General features: G+C 40.0%; 26 protein-coding genes. 13 read left to right on the top strand and 13 right to left on the bottom strand.

The window, feature by feature from the left end:
• From rnd to SANK73390_RS03600, 3 genes are all read right to left on the bottom strand, one after another.
• Positions 1-1,018: ribonuclease D (gene rnd, locus SANK73390_RS03610; RefSeq protein WP_462763637.1), on the bottom strand; the 1,018-nt coding region annotated here is incomplete at its 3' end.
• A gap of 57 nt (positions 1,019-1,075) precedes the next feature.
• A complete protein-coding gene (fadD, locus tag SANK73390_RS03605) occupies positions 1,076-2,728 on the bottom strand; it encodes a long-chain-fatty-acid--CoA ligase FadD (protein ID WP_462763634.1) in 1,653 nt (550 codons plus the stop codon).
• A gap of 120 nt (positions 2,729-2,848) precedes the next feature.
• A complete protein-coding gene (locus SANK73390_RS03600; protein WP_462763646.1) occupies positions 2,849-3,694 on the bottom strand; it encodes an alpha/beta fold hydrolase in 846 nt (281 codons plus the stop codon).
• A gap of 131 nt (positions 3,695-3,825) precedes the next feature.
• Here SANK73390_RS03600 and SANK73390_RS03595 point away from each other — a divergent pair, with 131 nt between their 5' ends.
• Positions 3,826-5,118, top strand: coding sequence for an alkaline phosphatase (locus SANK73390_RS03595; protein WP_462763631.1), 1,293 nt, complete (start codon positions 3,826-3,828; stop codon positions 5,116-5,118).
• Between the two features lie 22 nt (positions 5,119-5,140).
• Here SANK73390_RS03595 and SANK73390_RS03590 read toward each other — a convergent pair whose 3' ends face one another.
• From SANK73390_RS03590 to SANK73390_RS03570, 5 genes are all read right to left on the bottom strand, one after another.
• Positions 5,141-7,186 carry an EAL domain-containing protein gene (locus tag SANK73390_RS03590; protein ID WP_462763628.1) on the bottom strand — a complete coding sequence of 682 codons (2,046 nt, stop codon included), beginning with the start codon at positions 7,184-7,186 and terminating at the stop codon, positions 5,141-5,143.
• A 92-nt stretch (positions 7,187-7,278) separates the two neighbouring features.
• Positions 7,279-7,572, bottom strand: coding sequence for a hypothetical protein (locus SANK73390_RS03585; RefSeq protein WP_462763625.1), 294 nt, complete (start codon positions 7,570-7,572; stop codon positions 7,279-7,281).
• A 42-nt stretch (positions 7,573-7,614) separates the two neighbouring features.
• Positions 7,615-8,301, bottom strand: coding sequence for a tRNA (adenosine(37)-N6)-threonylcarbamoyltransferase complex dimerization subunit type 1 TsaB (gene tsaB, locus SANK73390_RS03580; protein ID WP_462763623.1), 687 nt, complete (start codon positions 8,299-8,301; stop codon positions 7,615-7,617).
• Position 8,302: 1 nt separating this feature from the next.
• A complete protein-coding gene (locus SANK73390_RS03575) occupies positions 8,303-10,129 on the bottom strand; it encodes an ATP-dependent DNA helicase (protein WP_462763643.1) in 1,827 nt (608 codons plus the stop codon).
• Positions 10,130-10,295: 166 nt separating this feature from the next.
• Entirely contained in the window at positions 10,296-10,535 is a 240-nt protein-coding gene (locus SANK73390_RS03570) for a hypothetical protein (RefSeq protein ID WP_261591493.1), read from the bottom strand.
• Positions 10,536-10,862: 327 nt separating this feature from the next.
• On the opposite strand from SANK73390_RS03570, the gene hisG reads away from it, so the two are divergent.
• From hisG to SANK73390_RS03515, 11 genes are all read left to right on the top strand, one after another.
• Positions 10,863-11,762 (top strand): ATP phosphoribosyltransferase, encoded by a 900-nt coding sequence (gene hisG, locus SANK73390_RS03565; protein WP_261591539.1) that lies wholly within the window; start codon positions 10,863-10,865, stop codon positions 11,760-11,762.
• A 5-nt stretch (positions 11,763-11,767) separates the two neighbouring features.
• Positions 11,768-13,066 carry a histidinol dehydrogenase gene (gene hisD / locus SANK73390_RS03560; protein ID WP_462763620.1) on the top strand — a complete coding sequence of 433 codons (1,299 nt, stop codon included), beginning with the start codon at positions 11,768-11,770 and terminating at the stop codon, positions 13,064-13,066.
• Positions 13,059-14,132, top strand: a complete 1,074-nt coding sequence (hisC, locus tag SANK73390_RS03555; protein ID WP_462763618.1) for a histidinol-phosphate transaminase — start codon at positions 13,059-13,061, stop codon at positions 14,130-14,132. Before hisD ends, hisC begins: the two co-directional genes overlap by 8 nt.
• 10 nt (positions 14,133-14,142) lie before the next feature.
• Entirely contained in the window at positions 14,143-15,204 is a 1,062-nt protein-coding gene (gene hisB, locus SANK73390_RS03550) for a bifunctional histidinol-phosphatase/imidazoleglycerol-phosphate dehydratase HisB (RefSeq protein WP_462763615.1), read from the top strand.
• Entirely contained in the window at positions 15,201-15,794 is a 594-nt protein-coding gene (gene hisH / locus SANK73390_RS03545) for an imidazole glycerol phosphate synthase subunit HisH (RefSeq protein WP_462763612.1), read from the top strand. The genes hisB and hisH overlap by 4 nt, the downstream gene beginning before the upstream one ends.
• 9 nt (positions 15,795-15,803) lie before the next feature.
• Positions 15,804-16,538 carry a 1-(5-phosphoribosyl)-5-[(5-phosphoribosylamino)methylideneamino]imidazole-4-carboxamide isomerase gene (gene hisA, locus SANK73390_RS03540; RefSeq protein ID WP_462763610.1) on the top strand — a complete coding sequence of 245 codons (735 nt, stop codon included), beginning with the start codon at positions 15,804-15,806 and terminating at the stop codon, positions 16,536-16,538.
• Positions 16,520-17,299, top strand: coding sequence for an imidazole glycerol phosphate synthase subunit HisF (gene hisF, locus SANK73390_RS03535; protein WP_462763608.1), 780 nt, complete (start codon positions 16,520-16,522; stop codon positions 17,297-17,299). Before hisA ends, hisF begins: the two co-directional genes overlap by 19 nt.
• On the top strand, positions 17,290-17,907 hold the full coding sequence (gene hisIE / locus SANK73390_RS03530; protein WP_462763606.1) for a bifunctional phosphoribosyl-AMP cyclohydrolase/phosphoribosyl-ATP diphosphatase HisIE: 618 nt from the start codon (positions 17,290-17,292) through the stop codon (positions 17,905-17,907). Before hisF ends, hisIE begins: the two co-directional genes overlap by 10 nt.
• A gap of 148 nt (positions 17,908-18,055) precedes the next feature.
• A complete protein-coding gene (locus tag SANK73390_RS03525; protein ID WP_462763603.1) occupies positions 18,056-18,832 on the top strand; it encodes a glycosyltransferase family 25 protein in 777 nt (258 codons plus the stop codon).
• A gap of 110 nt (positions 18,833-18,942) precedes the next feature.
• Positions 18,943-19,443: a hypothetical protein gene (locus SANK73390_RS03520; RefSeq protein WP_462763600.1), complete on the top strand. Its 501-nt coding sequence runs from the start codon at positions 18,943-18,945 to the stop codon at positions 19,441-19,443.
• Positions 19,436-19,654: a helix-turn-helix transcriptional regulator gene (locus SANK73390_RS03515; RefSeq protein WP_462763597.1), complete on the top strand. Its 219-nt coding sequence runs from the start codon at positions 19,436-19,438 to the stop codon at positions 19,652-19,654. The genes SANK73390_RS03520 and SANK73390_RS03515 overlap by 8 nt, the downstream gene beginning before the upstream one ends.
• 66 nt (positions 19,655-19,720) lie before the next feature.
• On the opposite strand, the gene SANK73390_RS03510 is transcribed toward SANK73390_RS03515, so the two are convergent.
• Positions 19,721-20,611 carry a lipase chaperone gene (locus SANK73390_RS03510; RefSeq protein WP_462763594.1) on the bottom strand — a complete coding sequence of 297 codons (891 nt, stop codon included), beginning with the start codon at positions 20,609-20,611 and terminating at the stop codon, positions 19,721-19,723.
• The gene (locus SANK73390_RS03505) at positions 20,608-21,525 is read right to left on the bottom strand and encodes an esterase/lipase family protein (RefSeq protein WP_462763591.1); all 918 of its coding nucleotides are present in this window, start codon (positions 21,523-21,525) and stop codon (positions 20,608-20,610) included. The genes SANK73390_RS03510 and SANK73390_RS03505 overlap by 4 nt, the downstream gene beginning before the upstream one ends.
• Before the next feature lie 433 nt (positions 21,526-21,958).
• Between SANK73390_RS03505 and SANK73390_RS03500 the strand changes: the two genes are divergently transcribed.
• Entirely contained in the window at positions 21,959-22,126 is a 168-nt protein-coding gene (locus SANK73390_RS03500) for a hypothetical protein (RefSeq protein WP_462763588.1), read from the top strand.
• Positions 22,127-22,242: 116 nt separating this feature from the next.
• Here SANK73390_RS03500 and ybaK read toward each other — a convergent pair whose 3' ends face one another.
• The 3 genes from ybaK to dnaK all read right to left on the bottom strand — a co-directional run bounded on the left by ybaK (position 22,243) and on the right by dnaK (position 26,227).
• Positions 22,243-22,701, bottom strand: a complete 459-nt coding sequence (ybaK, locus tag SANK73390_RS03495; protein ID WP_462763586.1) for a Cys-tRNA(Pro) deacylase — start codon at positions 22,699-22,701, stop codon at positions 22,243-22,245.
• A 340-nt stretch (positions 22,702-23,041) separates the two neighbouring features.
• Entirely contained in the window at positions 23,042-24,178 is a 1,137-nt protein-coding gene (dnaJ, locus tag SANK73390_RS03490; RefSeq protein ID WP_462763584.1) for a molecular chaperone DnaJ, read from the bottom strand.
• 126 nt (positions 24,179-24,304) lie between these two features.
• Complete coding sequence (dnaK, locus tag SANK73390_RS03485) at positions 24,305-26,227, bottom strand: molecular chaperone DnaK (protein WP_462763581.1); 1,923 nt, start codon at positions 26,225-26,227, stop codon at positions 24,305-24,307.
• Between the last annotated feature and the right edge of the window lie 64 nt (positions 26,228-26,291).

Here is a 26,291-nt window from a genome sequence, read left to right as displayed (position 1 = left end):
TGATCAACTGATTAATTTGCTTTTTTGATGCCAAAACATCTGCAGGTATTTCATTATCGTCAGCGACTTGTTTAATTTGTGCGGTGAGCTGTTTTGCTGCTTTTTTATATTCGGGGTAATCTATTAACCTGAGTAGTTTTTTAGGGCAATGAGGCTCAGAAACTAACCTACCTTTTTCAATACACGCTACAATTTCTTTGCCTGAACGATTAACTTCCATAGTCTCAATGCCAGGCACACTGCGTAACCCATTTAACGATGTTGGGCGGCGCTTGGCAATTTCCACCATGGTGTGCTCTTTTAGAACAAAGCTCAATGCTAAGTTTTTTCTATGTGCTTTAGCTCTTCGCCAAGCAGCTAGCTCTTTAAGTACAGCGAGATCTCTGGGCTTTAACTGCCATGCATTTTTAATATCTAAATATACTTGGTCATCAGGTACGCTAAATGCACGCTTAGAAGCGATGAGCTCACTCTCTTTTATCACTATATCAACTAAATTACGTTCTTTTATTAATTCATAGATATGCTCAAAACAAGGCATTAAATAGAAAACATCAGACGCAGCATAATCAAGTTGTTTCTGTGTGAGTGGCCTTTGTAACCAGTTTGTTCTGGATTCACTTTTATCTATTTCAACTTCGAGAATCGTTTTAACCATATTCGCAAACCCAATGCAATTTCCCTTGCCAAGCACTTGTAAAGCAAATTGCGTATCAAAAATTGGATTAGGCACAAAGCCTGCGAATTTTTGAAATACTTCAATATCTTCAGAAGGTGAATGAAGAATTTTGAGTACGTTTGGGTTTTTAAATACATCCCAAAGCACAGTGAAATCAAGTTCCAGAAGCGGGTCAATTAAAGCAAGTTGATTTGCAGCAAACACTTGAATTAATGCAACTTCTGGATACAAAGTGCGGCGGCGCATAAACTCAGTATCTAAAGCAACAACTTGCGCCTGAGAGATATTTGAAACAAATTTATTAAGCTCAATTTGGGAGTGGATAACTTGATACTGCACTGCGTCTCCTAGACATATTTATAGTAAAAAAAAAAGCCGGCTAATGCCGGCTATTCTTTATTCTTTTAAGGCCCGACGCAGGATTTTCCCGACATTTGTTTTTGGTAGTTCATCTTTAAACTCTACCAATTTAGGAACCTTATAATTAGTCAGATTATCACGACAATGTTTGATTATATCCTTTTCCGTTAAGGAAGGGTCTTTTTTAACGATAAATACTTTAACTTGTTCACCGCTCGCCTCATGCGGCACACCAATAGCAGCAACTTCTAATACACCTTCATGCATGGCCACCACTTCTTCAACTTCATTAGGGAACACATTAAAGCCTGACACGATGATCATATCTTTTTTGCGATCCACGATATAGAAGAAGCCTTCATCGTCATAGGTGGCAATATCACCAGTTGCAAACCAGCCATCTTTTAAACATTCAGCAGTAGAGTCTGGTCGATTATAGTAGCCAGCCATTACTTGAGGACCTTTAACGCAAAGCTCGCCAGCTTCGCCTTTTGCTGCTTCTTCACCGTTTTCTAGGATAATTTTCAGCTCTGTACTGGGTGCTGGCAGACCAATTGACCCATTGTAACCGTCCAAATCATAAGGACTAATCGTCACTAATGGCGCACACTCAGTAAGACCATAGCCTTCCATCAACTTGCTTTTGGTAATATTTTGCCAACGCTCGGCAACAGGTCGTTGCACCGCCATGCCACCACCTAAAGACATTTTTAAGTGTGAAAAATCAAGTTCTTCAAACCCTGGCGTGTTCAATAGGCCATTAAATAGCGTATTTACGCCTGTAATTGCGGTAAATGGATATTTTGCTAGCTCTTTTACAAATGCAGGCATATCACGCGGATTAGTGATCAAAATATTATGACCGCCATATTTCATAAACGTTAAGCAGTTCGCCGTTAACGCAAAAATATGGTACAGCGGCAATGCAGTGATCACCACCTCTTTGCCTCTATCTAATACTTTGTCTAAACAACCAGAAACTTGCTCTAGATTACCCACCATATTGCCATGGGTTAACATTGCACCTTTTGAAACCCCTGTAGTGCCGCCTGTGTATTGCAAAAAGGCTAAATCACTTAAGCTTACATCTGGCACTGTATATTGTTTTGGATCAGCGCTAACAACCGATTTAAAAGCAATAGTATTTGGCAATGAAAATGCTGGCACCATCTTTTTGATATGTTTAACCACAAAGTTAACCAGATGCTTTTTAACGCCTCCCATCATATCGCCAATTTCAGTCAATATGATATGTTTAACTTGGGTTTTTGGTAATGCTTTTTGCAGCGTTTGAGCAAAGTTAGCTAGAATAAAAATAGCTTTAGTTTCAGAATCATTTAACTGGTGCTCAAGCTCTCTGACTGTGTAAAGCGGATTAACGTTTACCACAGTACAACCGGCTCTTAATACACCTAATATTGCCAGCGGTGTTTGTAATAAGTTCGGCATCATCACCGCCACTTTATCACCCCTGCCAAGCTTCAAGGTGTTTTGAATGTAGCTTGCAATCGCTTTGGTTTTTTCATCAACTTGTTTATAAGTTAACGTTTTACCCATGTTACTGTAAGCAGGTAAAGACGCGTATTCAGTAAAACTTTTGTCAAACAATTCAAGCAATGAGTTGTAATGTTCTGGATCAATAGTGTGAGGCATACCTTCTGGGTATCGCTTTAGCCAGATTTTTTCCACTCTTAGCTCCTGTGTTTTAGTTATTTTTTTGAGACTTAACCTTAATAGATATAAGGCGCTTTAACAATTGAGCAAATACTCTAATTCGAGAATATTCCCATATTTATTGAAAATATACAATTAAGTTACTACATTTCTATTCATATGGCGTTCAATTAGTTCAATACACACTTTGGGATTATCCATATGACAGTGATGTCCACCTGAAATCTTCTCAACTTCTAACCTATTAAAATTCCCTCCAAATATAGCAATATTTTGCTGTACAAAATCGTATCCTTTAGTGCCTAAAATAAGTAGGCTAGGTACATTCACATCTTTTAACAGTGCCAGAGCTTGTGCTTGTGTGTAACGAAAGCCTGAACGCGCTTTAAGTTGAGGATCAGTGGTAAGACTAAATCCCCCCTCTACTTTTTGCGTGTTTCTTTGCATCAACAGTGCCGCATCCTCTGTACTAATATCTCCGACATTACTTCTGACCTTTGCCAGTATCTCAAAGTTTGCATAAAGCCGTGGCTTAAACCTATCTATTTTTGCACGCTGTTCAAAAGACTCCATAACTTGCTGTTTCATCTGATCAGGCTCTGTACATACTAACCCTATTCCTTCAAGCATCACTAAACTTTTTATGCGCTGTGGGTATAACGCACTAAACAAGCCACATACCATAGCGCCAAGTGAATGACCGAGTAAATGACACTGCTCAATGCCCAGCTCATCCATAATAGTCAACAGGTCATACACATAATCGATAAAATAATAATCGCCTGAGCGCCATTGAGATTGCCCATGACCCTTTAAGTCAACAGCAATGTACGTAAAATCAGTATTAGCTTTATCTAGCATAGGTTTAAAGCTGTTGCTGTTATCAAGCCAGCCATGAACACAAATAACAATATCTTTGCCTTCACCATAAAGTTGCGCAGCTATACCAAGCTTTTTTAAGGCGTCTATCGCATTTTTCATTCTAATCACATAATTCCCATAGGTTATTGCTGGTAATTACTCTATCATCCTACCTCAAAATTCATATCTCTTTTTAGTACTTTGAGTAGTATCATACAGTCGCAACACACGGGAATAATAAGGTATAAAGAATGAATAAATCTCTCAGTTTACTGGCATCAAGTATCATATTTAGCAGTAGCCTGTATGCCCAAACAGCGCCAAAAAATATCATTTATATGATCGGTGACGGTATGGGTCCAGCTTATACAACGGCTTATCGCTATTTTATGGATGATGCAAACACTAAAGTTGTTGAACCAACTGTTTTTGACTCTATTTTAGTGGGTATGGCTCATACCTACCCTGATGACGATACCATTGTGACTGATAGCGCAGCGGGTGCAACAGCACTAAGTACTGGCACTAAAAGCTATAATGGTGCAATTGCAGTAGACACTCATAAAAAGCCACTGACAACCATGTTAGAAATTGCCAAGCAAAAAAACATGACCACTGGTTTAGTTGCTACGTCACAAATAAACCATGCAACACCTGCCAGTTTTGCCTCACATAATGAGTCGCGCCGCAACTATGATGAAATTGCTAACGACTACATAGACAACAAAATAGAAGGCAAGTTGCCCGCTGATCTCATGCTCGGAGGAGGTACCAAATATTTCATTAGAGAAGATAGAAACTTAGTCGATGAATTCAAAGCAGCAGGTTATAGCTATAGCGATAATTTAGCAGTATTAGATAAACTTGAGAAGCTACCGGCGTTAGGCCTTTTTGCCCCTATTGGCTTACCATTCGCCATTGATGAAAACCCAAATCGCCTTGAAAAAATGACAAAAAAATCACTCTCATTGCTTGATAAACATAAAGATAATGGCTTTTTCGTTATGATTGAAGGTAGCCAAATAGATTGGTGTGGACATGCTAATGATATTGCCTGTGCAATGAGCGAAATGCACGACTTTGCAAATGCCATTAAAGTTGCTAAGCAATATGTTGATAAAAACCCAGATACCCTATTGGTTATTACGGCTGATCACTCAACTGGCGGCTTAACTCTTGGTGCTAATGGTCAATATCGTTGGGAACGAGACATTATTAAAGGCGTGAGCGCATCGGCTAAAACTATCGCTAAGAAAATGTTAGAGTCAGAAGATTTAGAAACAATATGGACTCAATCCACCAGCTTACCTTTTGAGAAATCAACTAAACTTTTATTAGAACAGGCAAAATCTGAAGGTAGTAAAACGCTAGCTCAAGTGATTAAATCTCGTATCAGTGAGGCAAGTTTTACTGGGTGGACAACTAGCGGTCATACAGCAATTGATGTACCAGTATTTGCCTACGGTCAAGGCGCTGAGCAATTTATTGGTTCACAAAACAACACGGCCATTGCAGACAAGCTAATTTCATTTATAAAGCAATAATCAGCATCGATACATTAGAAGCTTATGAAGAAGAAGCCGCTGTTGCTGCTTCTTCTTTCTGCTCCAAAAGCTCTATTGCGGCTTCTAATGGCATCGCCTTGTGGTACAAAAAACCTTGTACACAGTCAATCTTTGCCGCCTTGACCACACTTTCTTCTTCTTTTGTCTCTACTCCCTCTGCAACCGTTTTAAAACCAAGTTGTGTGCATAACTGGGCAAGATGACGATACAGAGTCTCAGATTTTTCATTACTTGAGTCTGGTAGTAAGCTCCGATCTAGCTTTATCGTATCTATATTAAGTTTCGATAGCACCGACAAACATGAATAACCGGTGCCAAAATCATCCATTGCACAACGTATATGACTTTGTTTAAGCTGATTTACAACCTCAATGGTGGCTGCAAAGTCTTCAATGTAACTAGACTCTAACAACTCTACCTCAACTTGATCTTCAAAGCGCGTAAATGCTTTTACAACTCGCTTATAACCTCCAGACAACAAATTGTCGGGTGAGATATTAAAGCTAACTTTTGGTGCAAGCCCTGCTTTTGCAAAGCTATCCAAGTCCACTTCCAGTTGATCAATAACAAAATTATCAATTACATCAAGTAACTTATGCTTTGCCAGCGTTTCTAAAAACCAAGGACCCTGAACCGTACCATCCGCTTTTTTTAACCTCAGCAGTGCTTCAAAACCAATCACTCCACCACTTTTTAGATCCATTTTTGGCTGGTAATAAAGTGTCAATGCACCTTGATTAAGCGCGTCTGTCACTTCTTTTAAACAGTGATGTTCAAGTTGCTGCTCACTGTGATGAATTGCAAACAAACTTTCTGCTTTGCCTTCTATTTCTCTTCCTGCTGAGTAGCGTTTAACTAACATATCGAGTGCTTTACCTGAGGTGCTATGGCGCTGATATATTTTTAAAAATGGATAATAAATTGCAACGTTAAGTGCCACCAAAAACACTTGTAATAAAATAGCCGTATAGCTTTGAGTTAACAGCCAAGCATTCAAAAAAATAGGTGTAAACCATGGGACTGTTTGCTCGGCAATGACCGTGATAACACCTGACGATATTGCATAGTAAGACAGCAAAGCGTTTATCAATGGGGCAAGCAAAAATGGGAGTAATATATATGGGTTAAACACAATAGGTAACGCATAGATCATCACTTCGCTAATATTAAAAACAGCCAGCGGAAGTGAAATTTTAGCAATATGCTGCTCATGCTTGGCACCTTTAAGTAAAAAGCTCGCAATGATCACCCCCCAGACACACCCTGTTCCGCCGAGTAACACAAATACCGTAAAAAAATGATAGTTAGCCACCACAGCTCCGACCATATACTCTGTCACTGCTATAGGTGCTAAAATATGATAGGTGTTGTCACCGTGTACACCAAAAAACCACAATAAGTGTGTGCTAATCAATTGGATAATTAACTTCCCAAAAGCACTCAACTCTAGTTGTACATGCAGCAAAGTTGTAAAAAACCACCTAGCTGTATTATCAACATATGGATATAAAAACAAGGTGATTGCAGTAACCGCTAAGTAAGGAAAAATTAAATTGATATGCTTTCTTAAGAATAAGCTAATAGAGCTCACGTTCACTATTCTAAATAGCTTAATTTTCACTAAATATGATAATAAATAACTACAGAATATTGGCATGAATAATGAGTACAGTACGCCTTGCGTTTGATCAATTTGGATCACCCCACCTTTAACATACATATACCCTGTTGTCGCTGTGAAGCAACTTATCACTAAAATTGGTGCAGCAATCGTATGAACTTTTAAGTTTTTAGCTAAGTGATAAGAGAAAGAGATCAAGGTCAGCAATGGAAATAAACCCCAAACCAAATGATTAAAGTCACTTAAGTATTGGTGATCAAAACCTTTTGCTGCTATGTCGAGCCATTGATTTAATAAGGTAATCAGTGCAGCGACAATAAAAAATGGTATAAGTGCAATATAACCTTCTCGTAATGACAAAATCATCGTGTTGGCTGATATTTTTACCGCGATACGATTAAACTGATTTAGTATTGAAGTACTCAAATACACGCTCGGCTTTTTCTTTAAACAATACCGAGTTTTAATGAGAATACAAACAGAACGCTTTGAATTAGACTTGAATATTTTTCAATCAGTTATGCGTAAATATTAACACCAATTAAACTTTCAATTTCATTGCGCCGTTGTTGGTTATTAATCGACATATAAGCACTAATTGCTTTATTATTGTTAAAATTAGGTTGATCATAAATCGTTGAGTTAAAATCATCTTGCAGTTTTTGGGCAAGTGCTGCGCCTTCATTTGATGTTTTAACATAGCTTGTTTGTTGTGTATTTTGCGGCGCAGGCGCTTGTTCAGCATTCGTCTTTTTAACGGCTGGTTTGAGCTGATAAGTATGTTGGCTTTGTACAATTAATTGCGCTTTCATTGCCTGCACCGATAAAACGACTACTGTTATAAAAATATAAGATTATTCGCGACCTGGCAACTTTTTCCAAGTAACCGTATCTCGAACATAGTGGGGCTGTGCTTGTGAGGCATCTACGCTTAAACCATTAGTAAAGGCGTAATCACCTAATTCCAGCATGTAAAATGCGTCTGGTAACGTAATACTTGGTACTAAATCTAAGTTTTTCTGAACTACTATATCAGGGTAAGTTTGCCATGCAGTCCCAACAGCAGCAATGGCGTTTTCATAATGCTGAATATTTTCTGGGGTGCATACAATTTCTTCACCAATAATTTTTAGCAGCCCAGCTTGGTCAGCCTGATATTGCGCGAGATAAACCTCTCCCATACGCGCATCGATACCACTTAAAACGCTTTGCGCTTTATGCTGGCGAATTGCTTGCAAAGCCATCGCCTCAAGTGTCGAAACACCAACCACTTTCAGCTTAGCGGAAAATGCTAAGCCTTGAGCAATAGCAACACTTATTCTTACGCCAGTAAAACTACCAGGTCCTCTTCCAAATACAATGCCGTCTAATTGATTTAGCTGACAGCTTGCTAATGTCAATAAACGCTCTATTTCAGGCAGTATTTTTTGGCTATGTTGCTGCGGACATACTTCAAAGTGACGGTAAGTCTGACCTTTAAAGTGAAGTGCTAAACTTAGCGCTTCCGTTGACGCGTCAATTGCTAATAAGTTGTGTTTCATATTATTTTATATTCTCAAGAAATTTCGTTGCAGTTTCCAAGGAGCGAGTGCGTTTCATCGCTGGTAAACTTTTTAAAAACGTTTGCCCGTATTTTCGCGTAACTAAACGATTATCGCAAATAACTAATACGCCTTTGTCGGCATTATCGCGAATTAAACGCCCTACCCCTTGTTTTAGGCTGATCACCGCTTGAGGTAGCTGAATCGTAGAAAAAGGTTCTTTGCCCTGCATCTCAGCGTCTTTCATTCTCGCTTGTAACAACGGATCATCAGGTGAAGCAAAAGGCAGCTTATCAATCATAACACAGCTCAGAGCATTGCCTCTTACATCCACACCTTCCCAAAATGAGGCTGTGCCTAGCAATACCGCATTACCATGTCGCACAAACTGCTCTAAAATAATTCGTTTAGAAGACTGACCCTGCATAAAAATAGGGTACTCAAGTGCCGTACTCAAGCCCTCGTAAACCAAATGCATGACTCGGTAACTGGTAAATAGCAAAAATGTGCGGCCTTTTGCCGCGTCAATAACTTGCTTAGCAATTTTAACCAGTGTATGTGGCATTAAATCATCACGACTTTCTGGTAAATACCGAGGTAAACACAGCATTGCTTGTTGTTCATAGTCAAATGGACTAGCCACGATGCTTTGATGAAGTGGTTGCAAGCCAAGACTTGCATTAAAGTGCGACAGCGAATCATCTACTGAGAGCGTTGCTGAAGTGAATACAAAGCTGGCTTGTGTTTTTTCAACTATTTCTTTGAATTTACTGGATACATCCAGTGGCGTAATATGCACAGAAATAAACCGACGTGTGGTTTCGTACCAGTAGCTATAGCCTGATTGAGAAACATCAAAAGCCCGCTCCAACTGGCCTTTAAATTTAAGTACACGCTCGAAAGGATGCTCAATTTTGTCGCTGCGATCTAAGCATGTTTTTAATACCTGATATAAAAAGTCTAAATCGCTAATAACGCGATGAAGCGCATCGCACACTAATTTGTCAGCCAAAGCTACGCGCCAATCCCCGCGCCCCCCATCCGCACCAAAAGAGATTCGCAAGTCTGCAACGCTGGTTTCTAACTTGTTTAAAGTTTTGCCAAGTTGCAGCATATCGGGGATATCTGAGCGGTAAATGAGACGAATATCTTTAATTAAGTCACTAAGTTGTTTGGTACTAAGAGACTCACCAAAGTAATCACTGGCTATTTGTGGCAACTGATGTGCCTCATCAAATATATAGTTATCTGCTGTAGGCATTAACTGTGCAAAGCCAGAGTCCTTTACCGCCATATCAGCAAAAAACAAATGATGATTGATAACAACTAAATCAGCATCTATTGCTTTTAGTCGTGCTTTACGGATATAACAGGTTTGAAAATCAGGACAGTCTTTACCTAAACAGTTGTCAGATGTTGAATTGACATAAGGTAACACCTTTGCATCTTCTTCAATACCAACACAATCAGCGAGGTCGCCACTATTAGTTTCAGTCGCAAACTTAGCTACCATTGCAAGCTGGTGCATGATATCTGGGTCATCACTTGGCACATGAGCAACATGTTGTGACAGGCGATAGGTACATAAATAATTCGCACGACCTTTAAGCAATGCAGTAGTTTTGGTTGCTTTTAACGCTTTTTGCAACGTGGGTAAATCGCGGTGATATAACTGCTCTTGCAGTGCTTTTGACCCTGTAGAGATAATCGATTTGTGCTTGCTTAGCAACAAAGGGGCTAAATACGCAAACGTTTTTCCCGTGCCAGTACCGGCCTCGACAACACATTGACCTTTATCCGCAATGGTTTTTTCTATTGCCAGAGCCATTTCAATTTGCGGTTGGCGTGGTGTATAACCGTCGAACTGCTGAGCAAGAAGACCTTGTTCACAAAAAACGTGTTGAATAGACAAGATGTGGCTTAGTTAAGAGATTTACCTTGATTGTAATAATTAAAACACGCCAGAGCAAGCGAGCATCACAGTTTGCATACTATCAGGCCCAAGTATCCAAGTGAGTTTCGTCATCTTCTTCTTCAGACTCTTTTCTTTTAGTATTTTTTTGCTGCTCGGCCATTTCTTGCTCTTGCAGCTTTTTGCGCTGTTGATCAAGCGCTGCACGGCGTAACTTCACTTTTGACACAGCACCATCTTTAACACCAGCAATATAAAACATTGGCTTATGCTCAACTTCTAAGCGAACAATATTGGTTAAAAAGGGTTTTAATGCATCCATAACAAGTAACCTCGCACTCTAAAATCTACCTATATTATCGACTGTTATAAGATATACTTTAGAAATCAATAAAAAGTGCTTGCAAGCAACTATCATTGTGTGTTTTTCTAGATGTACAAACACAGTGTAACTGATTTTAAAGAGTAAACCATGTTCAATATTTTGACAGCTGTACATCATCACCATCATTCAACGGGATAACCTGTCAGGTATTTCGCTGGTAGGTTATTCCCTAAAAGGAACCTCCGGCGAGCAGCTCAAAATATAATTTATTTTCGCCCCGAGGTTCCGCCTCGGGGTTTTTTGTTTTAAACATTAGGAAAATAAATTATGAACAACAATAGATTACGAATCGCAATACAAAAGTCAGGCCGTTTATCAAAAGACTGCCAAGACTTGCTTAAACAACTGGGCGTAAAGCTTAACCTTCGTGAGCAGCGTTTAATCGCGCATTCCACCAACATGCCAATCGATGTGTTACGCGTTCGAGATGATGATATTCCAGGCCTAGTAATGGATGGAGTATGTGACCTTGGTATAGTAGGTGAAAATGTACTCGTCGAATCTCAAGCAGAGCGTGTAGGCAGCACACAAAACGCTGAAGTAATTAAATTATCTAAGCTCGATTTTGGCTACTGCCGTTTAGCACTAGCATGGCCTCAAGAACTAGGTCCACAAGATAAATCTTGGTTTGAAGGCAAACGTATTGCCACTACCTACCCTGAAATCCTTAAGCAATACCTTCAACGAGAAAACATTAATGCAAGCACCGTAATGCTGACTGGTTCAGTAGAGGTTGCACCTCGCGCAGGCTTAGCTGACGCGATATGTGATTTAGTATCAACCGGTGCAACACTTGAGGCTAATGGTTTAATGCAAGGCGACACCATTTTAGAATCAAAAGCCTGTTTAATTCAAAACGCAAATTTAACTGACACTACTAAATTAGCATTAATCGACAAGCTCATGCCACGTCTAAAAGGTGTTAAACAAGCCAAAGAAAGCAAATACATTATGCTGCACGCGCCAAAAAACAAACTCGATGCCATCTGCGAATTACTGCCAGGCACTGGACAACCTACATTACTCGCGCTTGCTGGCAGTGATGATTATGTAGCACTACATATGGTTAGTACTGAAACGTTATTTTGGGAAACTATGGAAGAGTTAAAGGCACTCGGTGCAAACTCTATTTTGGTTATGCCAATTGAAAAAATGATGGAGTAACTAAGGTGATCAGGTGGAATGAGGAAACTGAGCAAACTCAGCAGGCTTTGCTAACTCGCCCTGCTGTTATAGCCAGCAAAGCAGTAGAAACTAGCGTGTTACAAATTATCGAAGAAGTAAAAGCGCAAGGTGATCAAGCATTACTAAAGTATGCAGAGCTGTTTGATAAACGAAGCAACCCGCGTTTAGTGGTACCACTACAAGAAATCAATGACAGTGCAGAGCAATTAACGCCTGAATTAAAATCAGCAATTGAGCAAGCGTATAGCAATATAAAAACGTTTCACCAAGCGCAATTGCCACAAGATATGAAGATTACCACTGCACCGGGAGTTGAATGCGAACTTAAATATCAAGCTATTGATGCTATTGGTCTTTACGTTCCTGGCGGTAGTGCGCCTTTGCCTTCTTCAGTACTAATGCAAGGTGTGTGTGCGCAATTAAGTGGTGCTAGAACAGTGGTTTTAGCAACACCTGTTAATGGCGATAGCCTTATTTCACCTGCCATTTTGTACGCAGCAAAACTGTGCGGTATAACTACAATCATTGAAAGTGGTGGCGCGGGTGCAATTGCGGCCATGGCAATCGGTACACCCAGTGTGCCCAAGGTGAACAAAATATTTGGTCCAGGCAATAGTTATGTAACGATGGCTAAACAGCTATTGAGCCAAACACAAACTGGGTTTGCAATTGATATGCCTGCAGGCCCATCTGAAGTACTTATAATTGCAGATGAACGTGCTAACCCTGAGTTTATTGCTGCAGATTTACTCTCTCAAGCTGAACATGGCGCAGACTCGCAAGTTATTTTGTTATCTAACAGTGCACAGATAATAACGCAAACCCAGCAGGCGTTAAATAAGCAGCTCAAGGCACTTTCTAGAACTGAGATAGCTCAAAGGGCCATGGAAAACAGCGCTTTAATTCAAGTAGACTCGCTACAGCAAGCTTTTGATATTTCTGCACAATATGGACCGGAGCACTTAATCTTACAATTAGCTGACGCAACGCCGTATTTACCAATGGTACAAAATGCAGGCTCTGTATTTGTTGGCGACTACACGCCGGAGTCTGCAGGCGATTATGCGTCAGGTACAAACCATGTACTGCCGACTTATGGCTACTCAAAAGTATATTCAAGTTTAAATTTATTAGATTTTTTTAGGACTTATACAGTGCAAAGTATTACCCCTCAAGGGCTTAAAAGCTTGAGCTCAGCAATATTACCTTTGGCACAAGCTGAAGGACTAGATGCTCACGCTAATGCAGTAAGTGTACGTTTAGAGGCGATGAAAAATGACTAAGTCAGAATTTCCACAGAACTTACTGCCTAACAATATCAGTGCATTAGCAGCATATAGCTCGGCTAAAAGTCAAAAGCTAACGGGTACAACATGGTTAAATGCAAACGAAAGCCCCTATACCAAAACCTTTGAGTTGAGCTTATCAGACCTAAACCGTTACCCAGATCCACAGCCAAATAATGTGATTAATGCGTATGCAAAATATGCGGGATTAAATACCGAGCAAGTACTTATGACCCGTGGTGCCGACGAAGGCATAGAGCTGCTGGTACGCAGTTATTGTGAAAGTAACAAAGATAGTATTGCGTTGTTTTTACCAACCTATGGCATGTACAAGGTCACGGCTGATACACATAACATCGCAATTAATGCACTTACACAAAAATTGTTACTAGAAGGCACTGCTGAGCAAATAACCAGCGCAATTGGCGACAGTAAATTAGTGTTTATATGTAATCCAAACAACCCCACAGGTAGCCTAACAGAGCTTGATAAAATTTCTGCAATAGCAATCGCTTTGGCAGATAAAGCCATTGTGGTAGTTGATGAGGCATATATAGAATTTTGCCCCGAAAAGTCAGCCGCTTCACTATTGCAAGACTTTAACAACATCGTGGTACTACGCACTTTGTCAAAAGCATTTGCATTAGCCGGCTTACGAACTGGCTTTATGCTCGCCAATACCGAGCTACTCAAACCTGTTCGCAAAGTCATTGCCCCCTACCCTGTTTCTCGGGTAGTTGCGCAAATAGCCGAGCAAGCACTACAAAGTGATGCCATTACCCAAATGCGCAGACAAGTCACCATTTTAAACCGAGCCAAAGCGGCATTAGTTCAATGGTTAAAATCGTGTTCAGCAGTTAATACCGTTTTAAATGGTGAAGGTAACTTTGTTACCGTGCAATTTAAACAAAAGGAAGACATTGATAGTGCGATGCAAAGCGGTCTTATCATGCGCCCGTTTACTTTGTATGAGCAAAATAATTGGCTACGGATCTCCATTGGTAATGAGCAAGAATTAGAACAAGTAAAGCTTTGGCTTGAAAACCTTGGCACAGAGCAGTAAAGGAGCAACCATGAGTAATCCCTATTTATTTATAGACCGTGACGGCACTTTAATTGACGAGCCTATCACCGACAAACAAGTTGATAGCCTTGAAAAGTTGGTATTATTACCAAACGTTATCCCTGCACTACTGCAATTACAAGCTGCAGGTTACAAACTTATAATGGTATCTAATCAAGATGGTCTAGGGACTGATAGTTTTCCTACCCCTGATTTTGATATTGCACAAGATAGGATGATGGACATTTTTGTGAGTCAAGGTATTGTCTTTGAGGACGTTTTAATTTGCCCACACTTTGATGAAGATAATTGCCAATGCAGAAAGCCTAAAACGGGCTTACTTACTAAGTTAATGCGTTCAGGAAAAGTAGACTTAGCACGCTCTTATGTTATTGGAGACCGTCAAACCGATATAGGCCTTGCACAAAATTTATGCGTTGAAGGCATATTGTACACAAATAACTGGCCTGAGATTGTCACCAAGCTAACAACACAAAACCGCCAAGCAAGCGTGGCCCGCAATACTAAAGAAACTCAAATAACAGTAGCCGCTAATTTAGATCAAAGCGCCAATGGTAAAATAAGTACTGGCTTAGGCTTTTTTGACCATATGCTGGACCAAATAAGAACGCATGCCAATATTGGATTAACCGTGCAAGCCAGCGGCGACTTACACATTGATGAGCACCACTTAGTAGAAGATGTAGGCATTGCATTGGGCCAAGTTTTAAAAACAGCCCTTGGTACGAAATCGCAAATAGCGCGTTATGGTTTTGCATTGCCAATGGATGAATGTAAAGCCGAATGCCAACTCGATTTGTCGGGTCGTGCATCGTTTGTACTTAATGCAAATTTTAGCCGTGAAAAAGTCGGTGATTTAGATGTACAAATGGTAGAACACTTTTTTCAGTCGCTTGCAGATAACGCCCAAGTGAGCCTTATTTTGTCGGTTACTGATGGCAATTGTCACCACCAAGTTGAAGGTTTATTTAAAGCATTTTCGCGTGCTTTACGAATGGCCATTAGTCAAGATTTACAGCAACAAACTGCCAGTTCCAAGGGGTGTTTATGATAGCCATTATTAACACAGGCTGTGCCAACATTAATTCGGTGCGATTTGCATTTGAGCGTTTAGGTGTTACACCAGAAGTGATAACCGACCCTGCTCAATTGCAACACTTTGAACGTGCAATACTGCCGGGGGTTGGTCATGCAAAAGTTGCCATGGAACGTTTAAAGCAAGGTGGTTGGCCGCAAGCAATTGCAGAATATGATAAACCTCTAATGGGAATTTGTTTGGGCATGCAACTTTTGTGTGAACACACCAACGAAGGTGATGTTACATGCTTAGGTATGATCCCAGGTAATGTTCAGCTATTAGAGGTTGGCGCGCTGACTTCGCCTCATATGGGCTGGAATAACCTAAACAATATTAAAGCGCACCCATTAACCAAAAGAATAGATCAACACCAGCAAGTTTATTTTGTACATAGTTTTGCACATACACCCAATGATTCTTCATTGGCGCAATGTGAATATGGTAGAGCGTTTTCCGCTATTGTTGCTAACGATAATTATGCAGGTATGCAATTTCACCCTGAGCGCAGCGCCAAAGTAGGTGCACAGCTTTTACAAAACTTTATTGACTGGCAATTGCCCTAAAGGAAAAACATGATTATTCCAGCGTTAGACGTATTACAAAATCAAATTGTGCGCCTATATCAGGGTAAATATGATACCGCACAATTTTATCCATTTGAGCTTGCTGCTCGATTACAGCAATATCAAAACAGCGGCGCACAAAAATTGCATTTAGTAGATTTAGAAGGCGCGCGCGACCCACAAAAAAAGCAGTGGCAACAAATTCAACAAGCCACGAAAGCACTCAATGTACCCTATCAAGTAGGCGGCGGTATTCGTCGTTTTGATGATGTTAAACAATGGCTAGAAGCTGGGGCAAACCAAGTGGTTATTGGCTCAATGGCGGTTGATAAACGCCAAGAGGTAGCAAAGTGGATACAAGAATTTGGCGCAGAACGTTTTGTAATTGCCCTTGATGTTAACAAAACCGCCACAGGCTGGGCTCCAGCGACTCATGGCTGGCTCGCTGATGGTGAAGATAACTTATTTGAGCTCATTGATTATTATTATCAGCTTGGCGTGCTTGACTTTTTATGCACGGACATCAGTAAAGACGGTACTATGACAGGACCATCATTTGAGCTTTACACACAACTGGTTGCACATAATACCAATATTAAAGTGCAAGCATCAGGTGGTGTGAGTTCGTTGAAAGATATAAAGAAGCTCAGCGACATTGGTGTAGGCGGTATTATTCTAGGTAAATCATTACTTGATGGTGCATTTACCACCGAGGAGGCACTTACATGCTATCAAAACGCATAATTCCCTGTTTAGATGTGAAAAATGGTCAGGTCGTCAAGGGCGTGAAATTTAAAGGCCATGAAGTTGTCGGCGATATTTTAGAGCTTGCGCAACTTTATAGTAAGGCAGGGGCTGATGAGTTAGTCTTTTATGAAATAAGCGCCAGCGTTGAAAAGCGTTTACTAGATGTGAGCTGGGTGAGCGATATAGCCAAACACATAGATATACCTTTTTGTGTTGCTGGCGGCATTAAATCGGTGGCTGATGCAGCAAAAGTGCTAGAACAAGGCGCAGACAAAATTAGTATCAATAGCCCAGCAATTGCAAGACCACAATTGATAAAAGAGTTGCATGATGAGTTTGGTAAGCAATGTGTGGTGGTTGGGATTGACAGCTTTTATGATGAAACGACTGGCGACTATTTAGTTTATCAATTAACAGGAGATCCTAATGCTTCAAGCCGTACGCGTTATAAAACGCAGCAATGGGTAGAGATGGTGCAAGCACTCGGCGCAGGTGAAATAGTGCTTAACTGCATGAATCAAGACGGTGTACGCAAGGGATATGATAATGCTCAGTTAAGCCTGATAAGACGAATGTGCGATATTCCATTAATTGCCTCAGGCGGCGCTGGCACAATGCAAGACTTTGCTGATGTTTTTACGCAAAGCCAAGTAGACGGTGCACTTGCTGCCAGCGTATTTCATAAGAATATCATTGATATTAGCCAATTAAAAACCTATTTAAACGATAAACAAGTGGCGGTGCGATTATGCAATTAACCCCAGATAACTTAACAATACTTGATTTTGAAAAGAGTCCATTAATGCCAGCGATTGTACAAGATGCGGCAACAGGACAAATACTAATGCAAGGCTTTATGAATCATGCAGCCATTGCTGCCACATTTGAAAAGCAATTGGTGACCTTTTATTCACGCTCAAAAGAGCGGCTCTGGACCAAAGGCGAAGAGTCTAACAACGTATTAAAGCTAATAAGCGCACATACTGACTGTGATAATGACTCAATCTTAGTGTTAGCGTTACCTGCTGGCCCAACATGCCACTTAGGCACACAAAGTTGCTTTGGTGAAGCTAAGCCTACCACTGGCTTTTTAGCACAATTAGAGCAAGTGATAGTCTCGCGCAAAAATGATGACCCAAGTACCAGTTATACGGCATCATTATTCTCAAAAGATATTAGCCGAAGCTGTCAAAAAGTAGGGGAAGAAGGTGTAGAAGTTGCACTGGCTGCCATGAAACAAGATAAAAATGAGCTTATCAATGAGTCCGCAGATTTACTGTATCACCTACTCGTTTTATTACAACGCTCGGACAGTAACCTAAGTGATGTGGTTAATTGTCTAGAAAATCGCCATAAAAAACCCTAGAGCTAGTCATTGCGTTTTACCATGGTATCCTTAGCACTTAATTGTAAGCGTGCTTTGGTAAAACGTTGAATACGACTCTATTTATAATTCACTGTTTTATGCTTGCTATAACACGCGCTAAATAACCGCTATCAAAGAGCTGCAGATAATGAACACACAACCTCCAATATTTTTAATCAACCTAGATCAGAGCACTGAGCGATTAGAAAAAAGCAGCATACGATTAAACGAACAAACAATTAATTTTAATAGAGTGTCTGGTGTATATGGTAAGACCTTAAGCGACATAGAATTAATAAAAAATTATCAGCCCCTATTAAATAAAAAACGCTTTTATCGTCAATTAAGTAAAGGTGAGATTGGCTGCTATATGAGCCACCGTAAAGCATGGCAAGCCATTGTTGATAACAAGCACCCTTACGCCATCGTGATGGAAGACGATTTTAGGTTGGTCGGTAATTTACATGACGTGTTTGCAACAATCGAAAGCTTAAAAATAGACTGGCAAGTACTTAAGCTTGCCGCCTATGAAAATCGTACTCGCCCTATCGCGTTTTCACATCACCTGAACGACACGTTTAGCCTTGTTGTACATAAAAAAGCGATGACAGGATGTTGTGCCCAAGCGATTAGTTATGAAGGCGCAAAGGCTTTACTAGCTGCAACAGAGCAGTTTGCCCGCCCTGTCGATACCGACTTACAACACGTATGGGAAACCAAAGTGCCTGTCTATTCTTTAATGCCTTATTATATTGAGCAAGATCTTGAATTTGACAGTGACATTAGCGCTGCATCTGGAGCCGCTAAAGTAAAAAAGAATTTTTGGAAACGTAAATGGCTACAAATAAAAGAGAAAATATTAAACTCTCACGCAACTATAAAAATTATTGAGTCGTTACAAGATATGCTCAATAAGACAAAATAACCTTCTATGCGTCAAATATAACCAACTTTCGGTAAAAAATTTTTGATATGAACAAATAAACACCTTAGGCTTCGTGGTGTCAAAAATATTTTACCTGAGGTTAATTATAAATGACTCGCTCACAGCAGTTTAAAGAACTATTACAAAGCATAAGTTTTAGGGAACTTACGCTCAGTATTGACTTATTCGTCAGCGTTTATATTTCGTATATTTATGTACACAGTTTACTGAATGCGACTACTGAGCAACTTGCCTCAGTCTCTTGGTTATCAGGGCTACTATTGGAGGTGTTGACTTACTCTGTGGTACTGATGATTTTAAGTTATTTATTACTTGCATTTATTAGTGATAACGAATTAAAACAACCACTCGATGTTCGAGAAAAGCAAATAGACTTAATTGGTTACAAATACAAAGCGTATATATTACAAACAGGTATTTGTATTGCTATTTTCCAGTATCAAATTGAAGCGAACGGATGGGGCCCTGCTATTGAGTACAACATACCTTATCTACCAATGCATGTCTTAGTCGCCTCATTTTTAATTGGAGAAATAACATATTACGCAGCACAACTATATAAAGGCAGAACAGGTAATATCTATGAGTGAATATGCAATAACCAATTCTATTCGCACATTACGGTTTTTACAAAATGAAATGACTCAAAAGCAGTTAGCCGAAGCCATTGGTGTTACTCGGCAAACCGTTATGGCTATTGAAGCAAATAAATACTCCCCCTCCTTAGAAGTTGCTTTTAAAATAGCATCTGTGTTTGGATTACCATTAGAAGAAGTTTTTCAATATCGAGCAATTAATTAGTCTAATCAGTGACTATAATATAACCACAAGTTTTGTTTAGCGCTGGGTTTAACGTTTATTTTATAATTAATGGCTATTTTCAAGTTCCGTTAGCGCAACCGACAAACGTTTTTGCTCATTGACGTCAAAAAGAGTGTTCTTTAATTTCTCAATAGCACTGACTTTGTGTGCTGATGTAAGCGCTTTAGCTGCTATTTTAGCTCGTAATTTTTTAAATTTGGTTAGTTTACTTTGCCATTGCCTTGTTTTCTTTTGTAATTCAATAATCCTTTGCGTAGCTGCTTCGCCATACTGTGAACTGAGTTGATTAAAATCTTGTTGTTGCCAATTCTTAGCAAGTTGATGCAATCGTGAGCTTGACTGGATGAGCTGCCTTTCTTGCTCAGGTAATTGACTAATATGTTGTTCAATAAGCTGTTGTTGATGCTGCTCACTTAAACGTCTATCAGCTAAAATACGCCAGCGCTGTAATGCTTGTTCGTTCCATTGATTTTCTTCTTCAAACCAAAGAGCAATCGTTTGTGGCGAAAAGTATTCTAGCTGTAATGCTTTTAACAGCGTATTTCGTTCAAATATATTTAGGTTATCATCTACTTCTTGCAGTGCGCGTTTATAGTCCATATAACTTTGAACATAATGATGTAAGCAGGTATTAAGTTGTGATAAATATTCACGCCATTGGTTTTGCTTTGCTCTATTTTGTAAAGCCAATAGCCAATCATCTATAATAAATTTATCATCTAAAACAACTGGGCTACAACGCTCAATTGTGAGCCAAGGTTTAACTTTAATTTCGCTAATTTTTGGGGTCTCATGCTCGTACAGTACATTTGAATAAGGTTCAGCATTGCGTTGTGCTAGCGCCTGTTCCTGTTTGTTTTTACCTTGATAATATTGTCCGTAAAAAACAAATATACATAAGCTCAATATTACAAACGCAAGACCCCAGTTTTTCATAAATTCAAACCTTTTAATCTACGAATATGTTGACGGTACAAAGTCAGTGGGTCGGTTTCAAACAAGTGATGTATGCCAATAGTTTGGTTCACTTGATCTAAATGGTTCATTTTAAAGTTATTCCCTATAACCTGACCTAAGTTGCTTGAACACGCTGATACTAAGCCATCATTTGCCTCATTAAAAACCTGAGAGAAAAGTAATAAGGCACTGTCCGCTGGATCAAACATATTAGTCCATGCTTTACTACCACTCCATGAAAAGTAGTAAACACCGTTATCCGCCAAGGCATTGGTTTGACCACAGTAAGTTGCAGGTATCCCTTCTGGATATTTTTGATTAAACGCCAACGACCCCTCAGTTGTAAGAGCCGCAAGTGCTTCAAGCGCATCTTTTGGTGCCGTTGCTTTACCTGAAAGTAAGTCTATTAAACCCGCTAGACCATTGGCTAATGACGCCAAAAAAGCCTCAGAGAAGGACCCACTATCAACCCCACCTCTAACCACATCAGCAAAGCGACTACCCCAATTCACACCACCCACACTGGTTGCTGAAGCTACCCATTGTGGCTGAATTGATGCAACATACCGTATAGTTTGTGCGCCTTGGCTGTGACCAATCAAATTGACTTTGTCTTTGCCCGTTATTGCGCGTATGAGTGCAACTTGCTCAAGTAGCTGCTCCCCACGTAATTCAGAATTATGTGCCGATGATACTTCTGCGACATATACAACTGCCCCTTCGTCTTGTATCACTGATGGTACACGATAGAAATAATCGACCCCCAATAGATTGTCAAAACCAAATAGGCCATGCACCAAAACCACGGGATACTCAAGACGCTCATTGCAGTATGTCGCCTGTGAAAATAACGTAAATAAGCCAACCAAGGCCGCCAAAACATGTTGTTTCATATATATACTCCAATTATTACAAATTAGTAACAATTAAAGCTAGAACACATTGGTCAGAGGTCAAGCCAGCAAGCATAAAAAACATACTTTTTATGAATAATTTATCAATGATTATGCTATAACTTATCGAAGAGTTTACCTAAAAGTAGCAACAGGGCTTGACGCGTAATTAGTAAGCACTGGTATGTTTCACTTTGAAATAAAACCTATAATAAACATGCTATTGACTTATTACCTTCAGCGAAAAAATTAAATTAGGGGCTAAATACACGACCCCTGTTTAATTGTGCTAAAGAGTGGTTCAGAAACTGCCTCAAATTTTATGCTGTTAGAACCTAAGAATTAATCCAAAAATATGAATTTTAAAATATTGCAATGCAAATATCAGTGCTGTATGTTTTATATTCAATGTGAATATAAAAGGAAATTAAAAATGAAAATAAAATTTAAAAAATTAAAAAACCTAACAAATAAATCACCATTACCACCGGCTCAAACACCCCATGTTGCAGGCGGCAAGTATATACAGATAACAAATTATAGGCAGTGCAACATAAGTGAAGGTGTTTGGGGCTGTACAAAAGGTGCCTGTCAAGATTAACACTTACAAGCCTCACCAATTAAACTGTTATAATACGAACTAGATTAAGCAGTTACCTGTTTTACGCGGGTAACTGATATTAAAAGAAGCGCTAACACAACCCACATCTATGGCGCTCAAAAATCCCCCAACTTTGCATTGCATAGCTTGTTGATCACACTAGGTGCTACGGCCACCTCAAGCCCACGCTTACCTGCACTCACATAAATTGTCTCAAACCGTTTAGCATCACTGTGCAATAAGGTATTTAAACACTTTTTTTGCGCAAAAGGGCTGATGCCACCAATCAAATACCCGGTCGTATTTTGTGCTTTTTTTGTATCTGCCAACATCGCTTTTTTACCTTTGCAAGCTTTAGCAAACGCTTTTAAATCAACTTGCCGTGTAGCGGGCAGCACTGCAACGTGTAATACCCCATCAACATCTACTAATAACGTTTTAAAAACCTGCTCAGCTTGTAAATTCAACTTTTCTGCCGCTTCGTTAGCAAAGCTTTGATCGTGAGGGTCATGCTCAAACTTCAAAATTTCATATTTGATTTTATATTTTTCAAGCATTTTTATTGCTGGCGTCATAATTTTCCCTTACTTATAAAGTTAGATAAGCATAAAAATTTTATATATTAAAACAGTGTAATATTGCATGAAAACAAAGAGGCATCCATCATAATAAACATGCGTGGCTTTTTATGATGGTAGTAATAATGACGCTAACGCGCTCAATTTCATGAAAATGATATAAAATCTACAGTGGCAACCTACGTGTGATTCTAAGTATGGGCTATCAGGTTATAAACACGGCTTTATGTGATGAGTCAAAATAATCAAATAACTCTATCACTACTAAACTAACGTATTATAAACAAAAACGGCGCAATTTAAATGCGCCGCTTTTTATACGATGAGTGTTTTATCGTTATTTGGTTAAGTCGTCAAAGAACTTTTTAACACCATCAAAAAAGCCTTGTGCTTTAGGGCGGTTATTACTATTTTCACCTCCCATGCTCTCTTCAAACTCTTTTAGTAACTCTTTTTGACGATCGTTTAAGTTAACCGGTGTTTCAATTACTACCTTACAGATCAAGTCTCCCACAGCGCCGCTGCGTACTGACTTAACGCCTTTACCACGCATACGGAACATTTTACCTGTTTGACTTTCTGCAGGGATCTTAAGGTTTGCTCGGCCATCTAAAGTAGGTACTTCAATTTCACCACCTAGTGCCGCAGTGCTAAAACTAATAGGCACTTCGCAGTACAAATTATTACCATCACGCACAAAGATTGGGTGTTCACGCACAGAAACCTGTACATATAGATCACCGGCAGGTGCACCATGCATACCCGCTTCACCTTCACCTGATAAGCGAATTCGATCGCCTGTATCGACGCCAGCTGGAATTTTAACAGACAATGTTTTGGTTTTTTCTACACGGCCTTGACCATGACACTTATTACATGGGTCTGAGATGATTGAACCCGTTCCCTGACACGTTGGACAAGTTTGCTGCACAGCAAAGAAGCCTTGACGCATTTGCACTTGGCCCGCACCATGACATGTTGTACATGTTTTTGGCTTAGAGCCGGCTTTTGCACCACTGCCATCGCATGGGCTACAACTAACCCACGTAGGCACTTTAATTTCAGCATTCTTACCGCGTACCGCTTCTTCAAGCGACAAATCCATATTGTAACGAAGATCTGCACCGCGCTGCTGACGAGACTGACGACGGCCACCCCCACCACCAAAAATATCACCGAATACGTCACCAAAAATGTCGCCAAAGTCACCTTGACCGCCACCGAAGCCGCCTTGGCCACCGCCATTTTGATCAAAGGCTGCATGCCCGTATTGGTCATACATCTGACGCTTTTGGCTATCAGTTAGTACTTCGTAAGCTTCTTTTACTTCTTTAAACTTTGTTTCTAATTCGGCATCACCGGCTGTACGGTCTGGGTGGTACTTCATCGCCAAGCGTTTATACGCTTTTTTTATGTCACGTTCGCTGGCATCTTTGCTAACGCCTAGTACTTCGTAATAATCACGTTTTGACATAGTTATCACATTACTCTAGTTCGATGGTGAGCTTACACTCACCAAGGCGGCTAAAAATAGCCTAAATTTACATACACTAAGGGCGCGTCAAGCGAAAATCGCCAGCGCGCCCTTACAAGTCAACAATTACTTGTCGTCTTTAACTTCTTCAAACTCAGCATCAACAACGTCATCGTCTTGCTTAGCTGAACTTTGTTGTGCACCGCCTTCTGGAGCTGCTTGGCCTGGTTGAGCCTTAGCCTGAGCAATTTCCATTAGCTTTTGTGACTTTTCAGCAAGTGCCTGCACTTTAACATCTATCTCTTCTTTACTTTCGCCTTTGATAGCAGTTTCAAGTTCAGTTAATGCAGCTTCAATTGCTTCTTTATCTTCACTTGGTAAGTCGTCACCAGCTTCTTCAACTTGCTTACGCGTACCGTGAACCATAGCATCAGCTTGGTTACGTGAAGAAACTAATTCTTCAAACTTTTTATCGTCTTCAGCATTTGCTTCAGCATCACGTACCATTTTCTCTACTTCATCATCACTGAGACCTGAAGAGGCTTGAATCGTGATTTTCTGCTCTTTACCTGTATCTTTATCTTTTGCAGATACATGTAAGATACCATCAGCATCTACATCAAAAGTTACTTCAATTTGTGGTGCACCACGTTGTGCAGGGCGAATACCTTCCAGGTTAAATTGACCAAGAGACTTGTTATCGCTAGAGCGCTTACGCTCACCCTGTAGTACGTGAATTGTTACTGCAGCCTGATTATCTTCAGCGGTTGAGAAAGTTTGCGATTTCTTAGTAGGAATCGTGGTGTTTTTCTCAATCAATGCAGTCATCACTTGACCCATTGTCTCAATACCTAATGACAGTGGACATACGTCTAGTAACAATACGTCTTTCACATCACCTGCAAGTACGCCACCTTGAACTGCAGCACCAACAGCCACTGCTTCATCTGGGTTAACATCTTTACGAGGTTCTTTACCAAAGAACTCTGCAACCGTTTTTTGTACTAGTGGCATACGTGTTTGGCCACCCACTAAAATGATGTCATTAACATCGCCTACAGATAAATCTGCATCAGCCAGTGCACGTTTTAGTGGCTCAATTGATTGAGTTACTAAATCTTCAACTAATGATTCAAGCTTAGCACGAGTCAATTTAACGTTCATATGCTTAGGACCAGAAGCATCAGCTGTTACATAAGGTAAGTTAACCTCAGTGTGCTGTGCAGAAGATAGTTCAATCTTCGCTTTTTCAGCGGCTTCTTTAACACGCTGCATTGCTAGCGGGTCAGTCTTAAGGTCAATACCTTGATCTTTTTTGAATTCTGCAACAAGGTAATTAATAACTCGGTTATCAAAGTCCTCACCACCTAAGTGTGTATCACCATTCGTCGCTAATACTTCAAATGTGTGCTCGCCTTCAACTTCATCAATTTCGATGATAGAGATATCGAATGTACCACCACCTAAATCATATACTGCTACTACGTTATCACCTTGCTTTTTATCCATACCGTAAGCAAGTGCTGCAGCGGTAGGCTCATTGATGATACGTTTAACTTCTAAACCAGCGATACGGCCAGCATCTTTTGTTGCTTGACGCTGTGAATCGTTAAAATATGCAGGTACTGTAATTACAGCTTCAGTCACTTCTTCACCTAAGAAGTCTTCCGCTGTTTTTTTCATCTTTTTCAGTACTTCTGCTGATATTTGTGGTGCTGCACGTTTTTCGCCACGCACTTCAACCCACGCATCACCGTTATCAGCCTTAACAATTTTAAAAGGCATAATACCGATATCACGTTGTACTTCTTCGTCTTCAAAGCGACGACCAATCAAACGTTTAATTGCGTATACCGTGTTTTGCGGATTTGTTACCGCTTGGCGCTTAGCTGGTTGACCAACAAGTGTTTCACCTTCAGCTGTAAATGCAATAATTGAAGGGGTTGTACGATCACCCTCTGCATTTTCGATAACGCGCGCTTTATCACCATCAAGTACTGCTACACAAGAGTTAGTAGTACCTAAATCGATTCCAATAATTTTACCCATGAATCTTCTCCGACTTCAAAATTCGTTGTTCTGTTAGATGCATTGTAGATAGGGGCAACAAAAT

It is taken from the genome of Pseudoalteromonas sp. SANK 73390 (genome assembly GCF_054966645.1).
The sequence above is the reverse complement of the archived record's forward strand: the minus strand, read 5'-3'. Positions and strand labels throughout refer to the sequence as shown.

What these genes read in the sequence shown, in the direction of transcription:
- SANK73390_RS03600 (WP_462763646.1), bottom strand. Translation starts at nt 3,694, where the DNA reads ATGAAAAATGCGATAGACGCCTTAAAAAAGCTTGGTATAGCTGCGCAA.
- SANK73390_RS03595 (WP_462763631.1), top strand. Translation starts at nt 3,826, where the DNA reads ATGAATAAATCTCTCAGTTTACTGGCATCAAGTATCATATTTAGCAGT.
- SANK73390_RS03585 (WP_462763625.1), bottom strand. Translation starts at nt 7,572, where the DNA reads ATGAAAGCGCAATTAATTGTACAAAGCCAACATACTTATCAGCTCAAA.
- tsaB (WP_462763623.1), bottom strand. Translation starts at nt 8,301, where the DNA reads ATGAAACACAACTTATTAGCAATTGACGCGTCAACGGAAGCGCTAAGT.
- SANK73390_RS03575 (WP_462763643.1), bottom strand. Translation starts at nt 10,129, where the DNA reads ATGGCTCTGGCAATAGAAAAAACCATTGCGGATAAAGGTCAATGTGTT.
- SANK73390_RS03570 (WP_261591493.1), bottom strand. Translation starts at nt 10,535, where the DNA reads ATGGATGCATTAAAACCCTTTTTAACCAATATTGTTCGCTTAGAAGTT.
- hisC (WP_462763618.1), top strand. Translation starts at nt 13,059, where the DNA reads ATGACTAAGTCAGAATTTCCACAGAACTTACTGCCTAACAATATCAGT.
- hisB (WP_462763615.1), top strand. Translation starts at nt 14,143, where the DNA reads ATGAGTAATCCCTATTTATTTATAGACCGTGACGGCACTTTAATTGAC.
- hisH (WP_462763612.1), top strand. Translation starts at nt 15,201, where the DNA reads ATGATAGCCATTATTAACACAGGCTGTGCCAACATTAATTCGGTGCGA.
- hisA (WP_462763610.1), top strand. Translation starts at nt 15,804, where the DNA reads ATGATTATTCCAGCGTTAGACGTATTACAAAATCAAATTGTGCGCCTA.
- hisF (WP_462763608.1), top strand. Translation starts at nt 16,520, where the DNA reads ATGCTATCAAAACGCATAATTCCCTGTTTAGATGTGAAAAATGGTCAG.
- hisIE (WP_462763606.1), top strand. Translation starts at nt 17,290, where the DNA reads ATGCAATTAACCCCAGATAACTTAACAATACTTGATTTTGAAAAGAGT.
- SANK73390_RS03525 (WP_462763603.1), top strand. Translation starts at nt 18,056, where the DNA reads ATGAACACACAACCTCCAATATTTTTAATCAACCTAGATCAGAGCACT.
- SANK73390_RS03520 (WP_462763600.1), top strand. Translation starts at nt 18,943, where the DNA reads ATGACTCGCTCACAGCAGTTTAAAGAACTATTACAAAGCATAAGTTTT.
- SANK73390_RS03515 (WP_462763597.1), top strand. Translation starts at nt 19,436, where the DNA reads ATGAGTGAATATGCAATAACCAATTCTATTCGCACATTACGGTTTTTA.
- SANK73390_RS03510 (WP_462763594.1), bottom strand. Translation starts at nt 20,611, where the DNA reads ATGAAAAACTGGGGTCTTGCGTTTGTAATATTGAGCTTATGTATATTT.
- SANK73390_RS03505 (WP_462763591.1), bottom strand. Translation starts at nt 21,525, where the DNA reads ATGAAACAACATGTTTTGGCGGCCTTGGTTGGCTTATTTACGTTATTT.
- SANK73390_RS03500 (WP_462763588.1), top strand. Translation starts at nt 21,959, where the DNA reads ATGAAAATAAAATTTAAAAAATTAAAAAACCTAACAAATAAATCACCA.
- ybaK (WP_462763586.1), bottom strand. Translation starts at nt 22,701, where the DNA reads ATGACGCCAGCAATAAAAATGCTTGAAAAATATAAAATCAAATATGAA.
- dnaJ (WP_462763584.1), bottom strand. Translation starts at nt 24,178, where the DNA reads ATGTCAAAACGTGATTATTACGAAGTACTAGGCGTTAGCAAAGATGCC.
- dnaK (WP_462763581.1), bottom strand. Translation starts at nt 26,227, where the DNA reads ATGGGTAAAATTATTGGAATCGATTTAGGTACTACTAACTCTTGTGTA.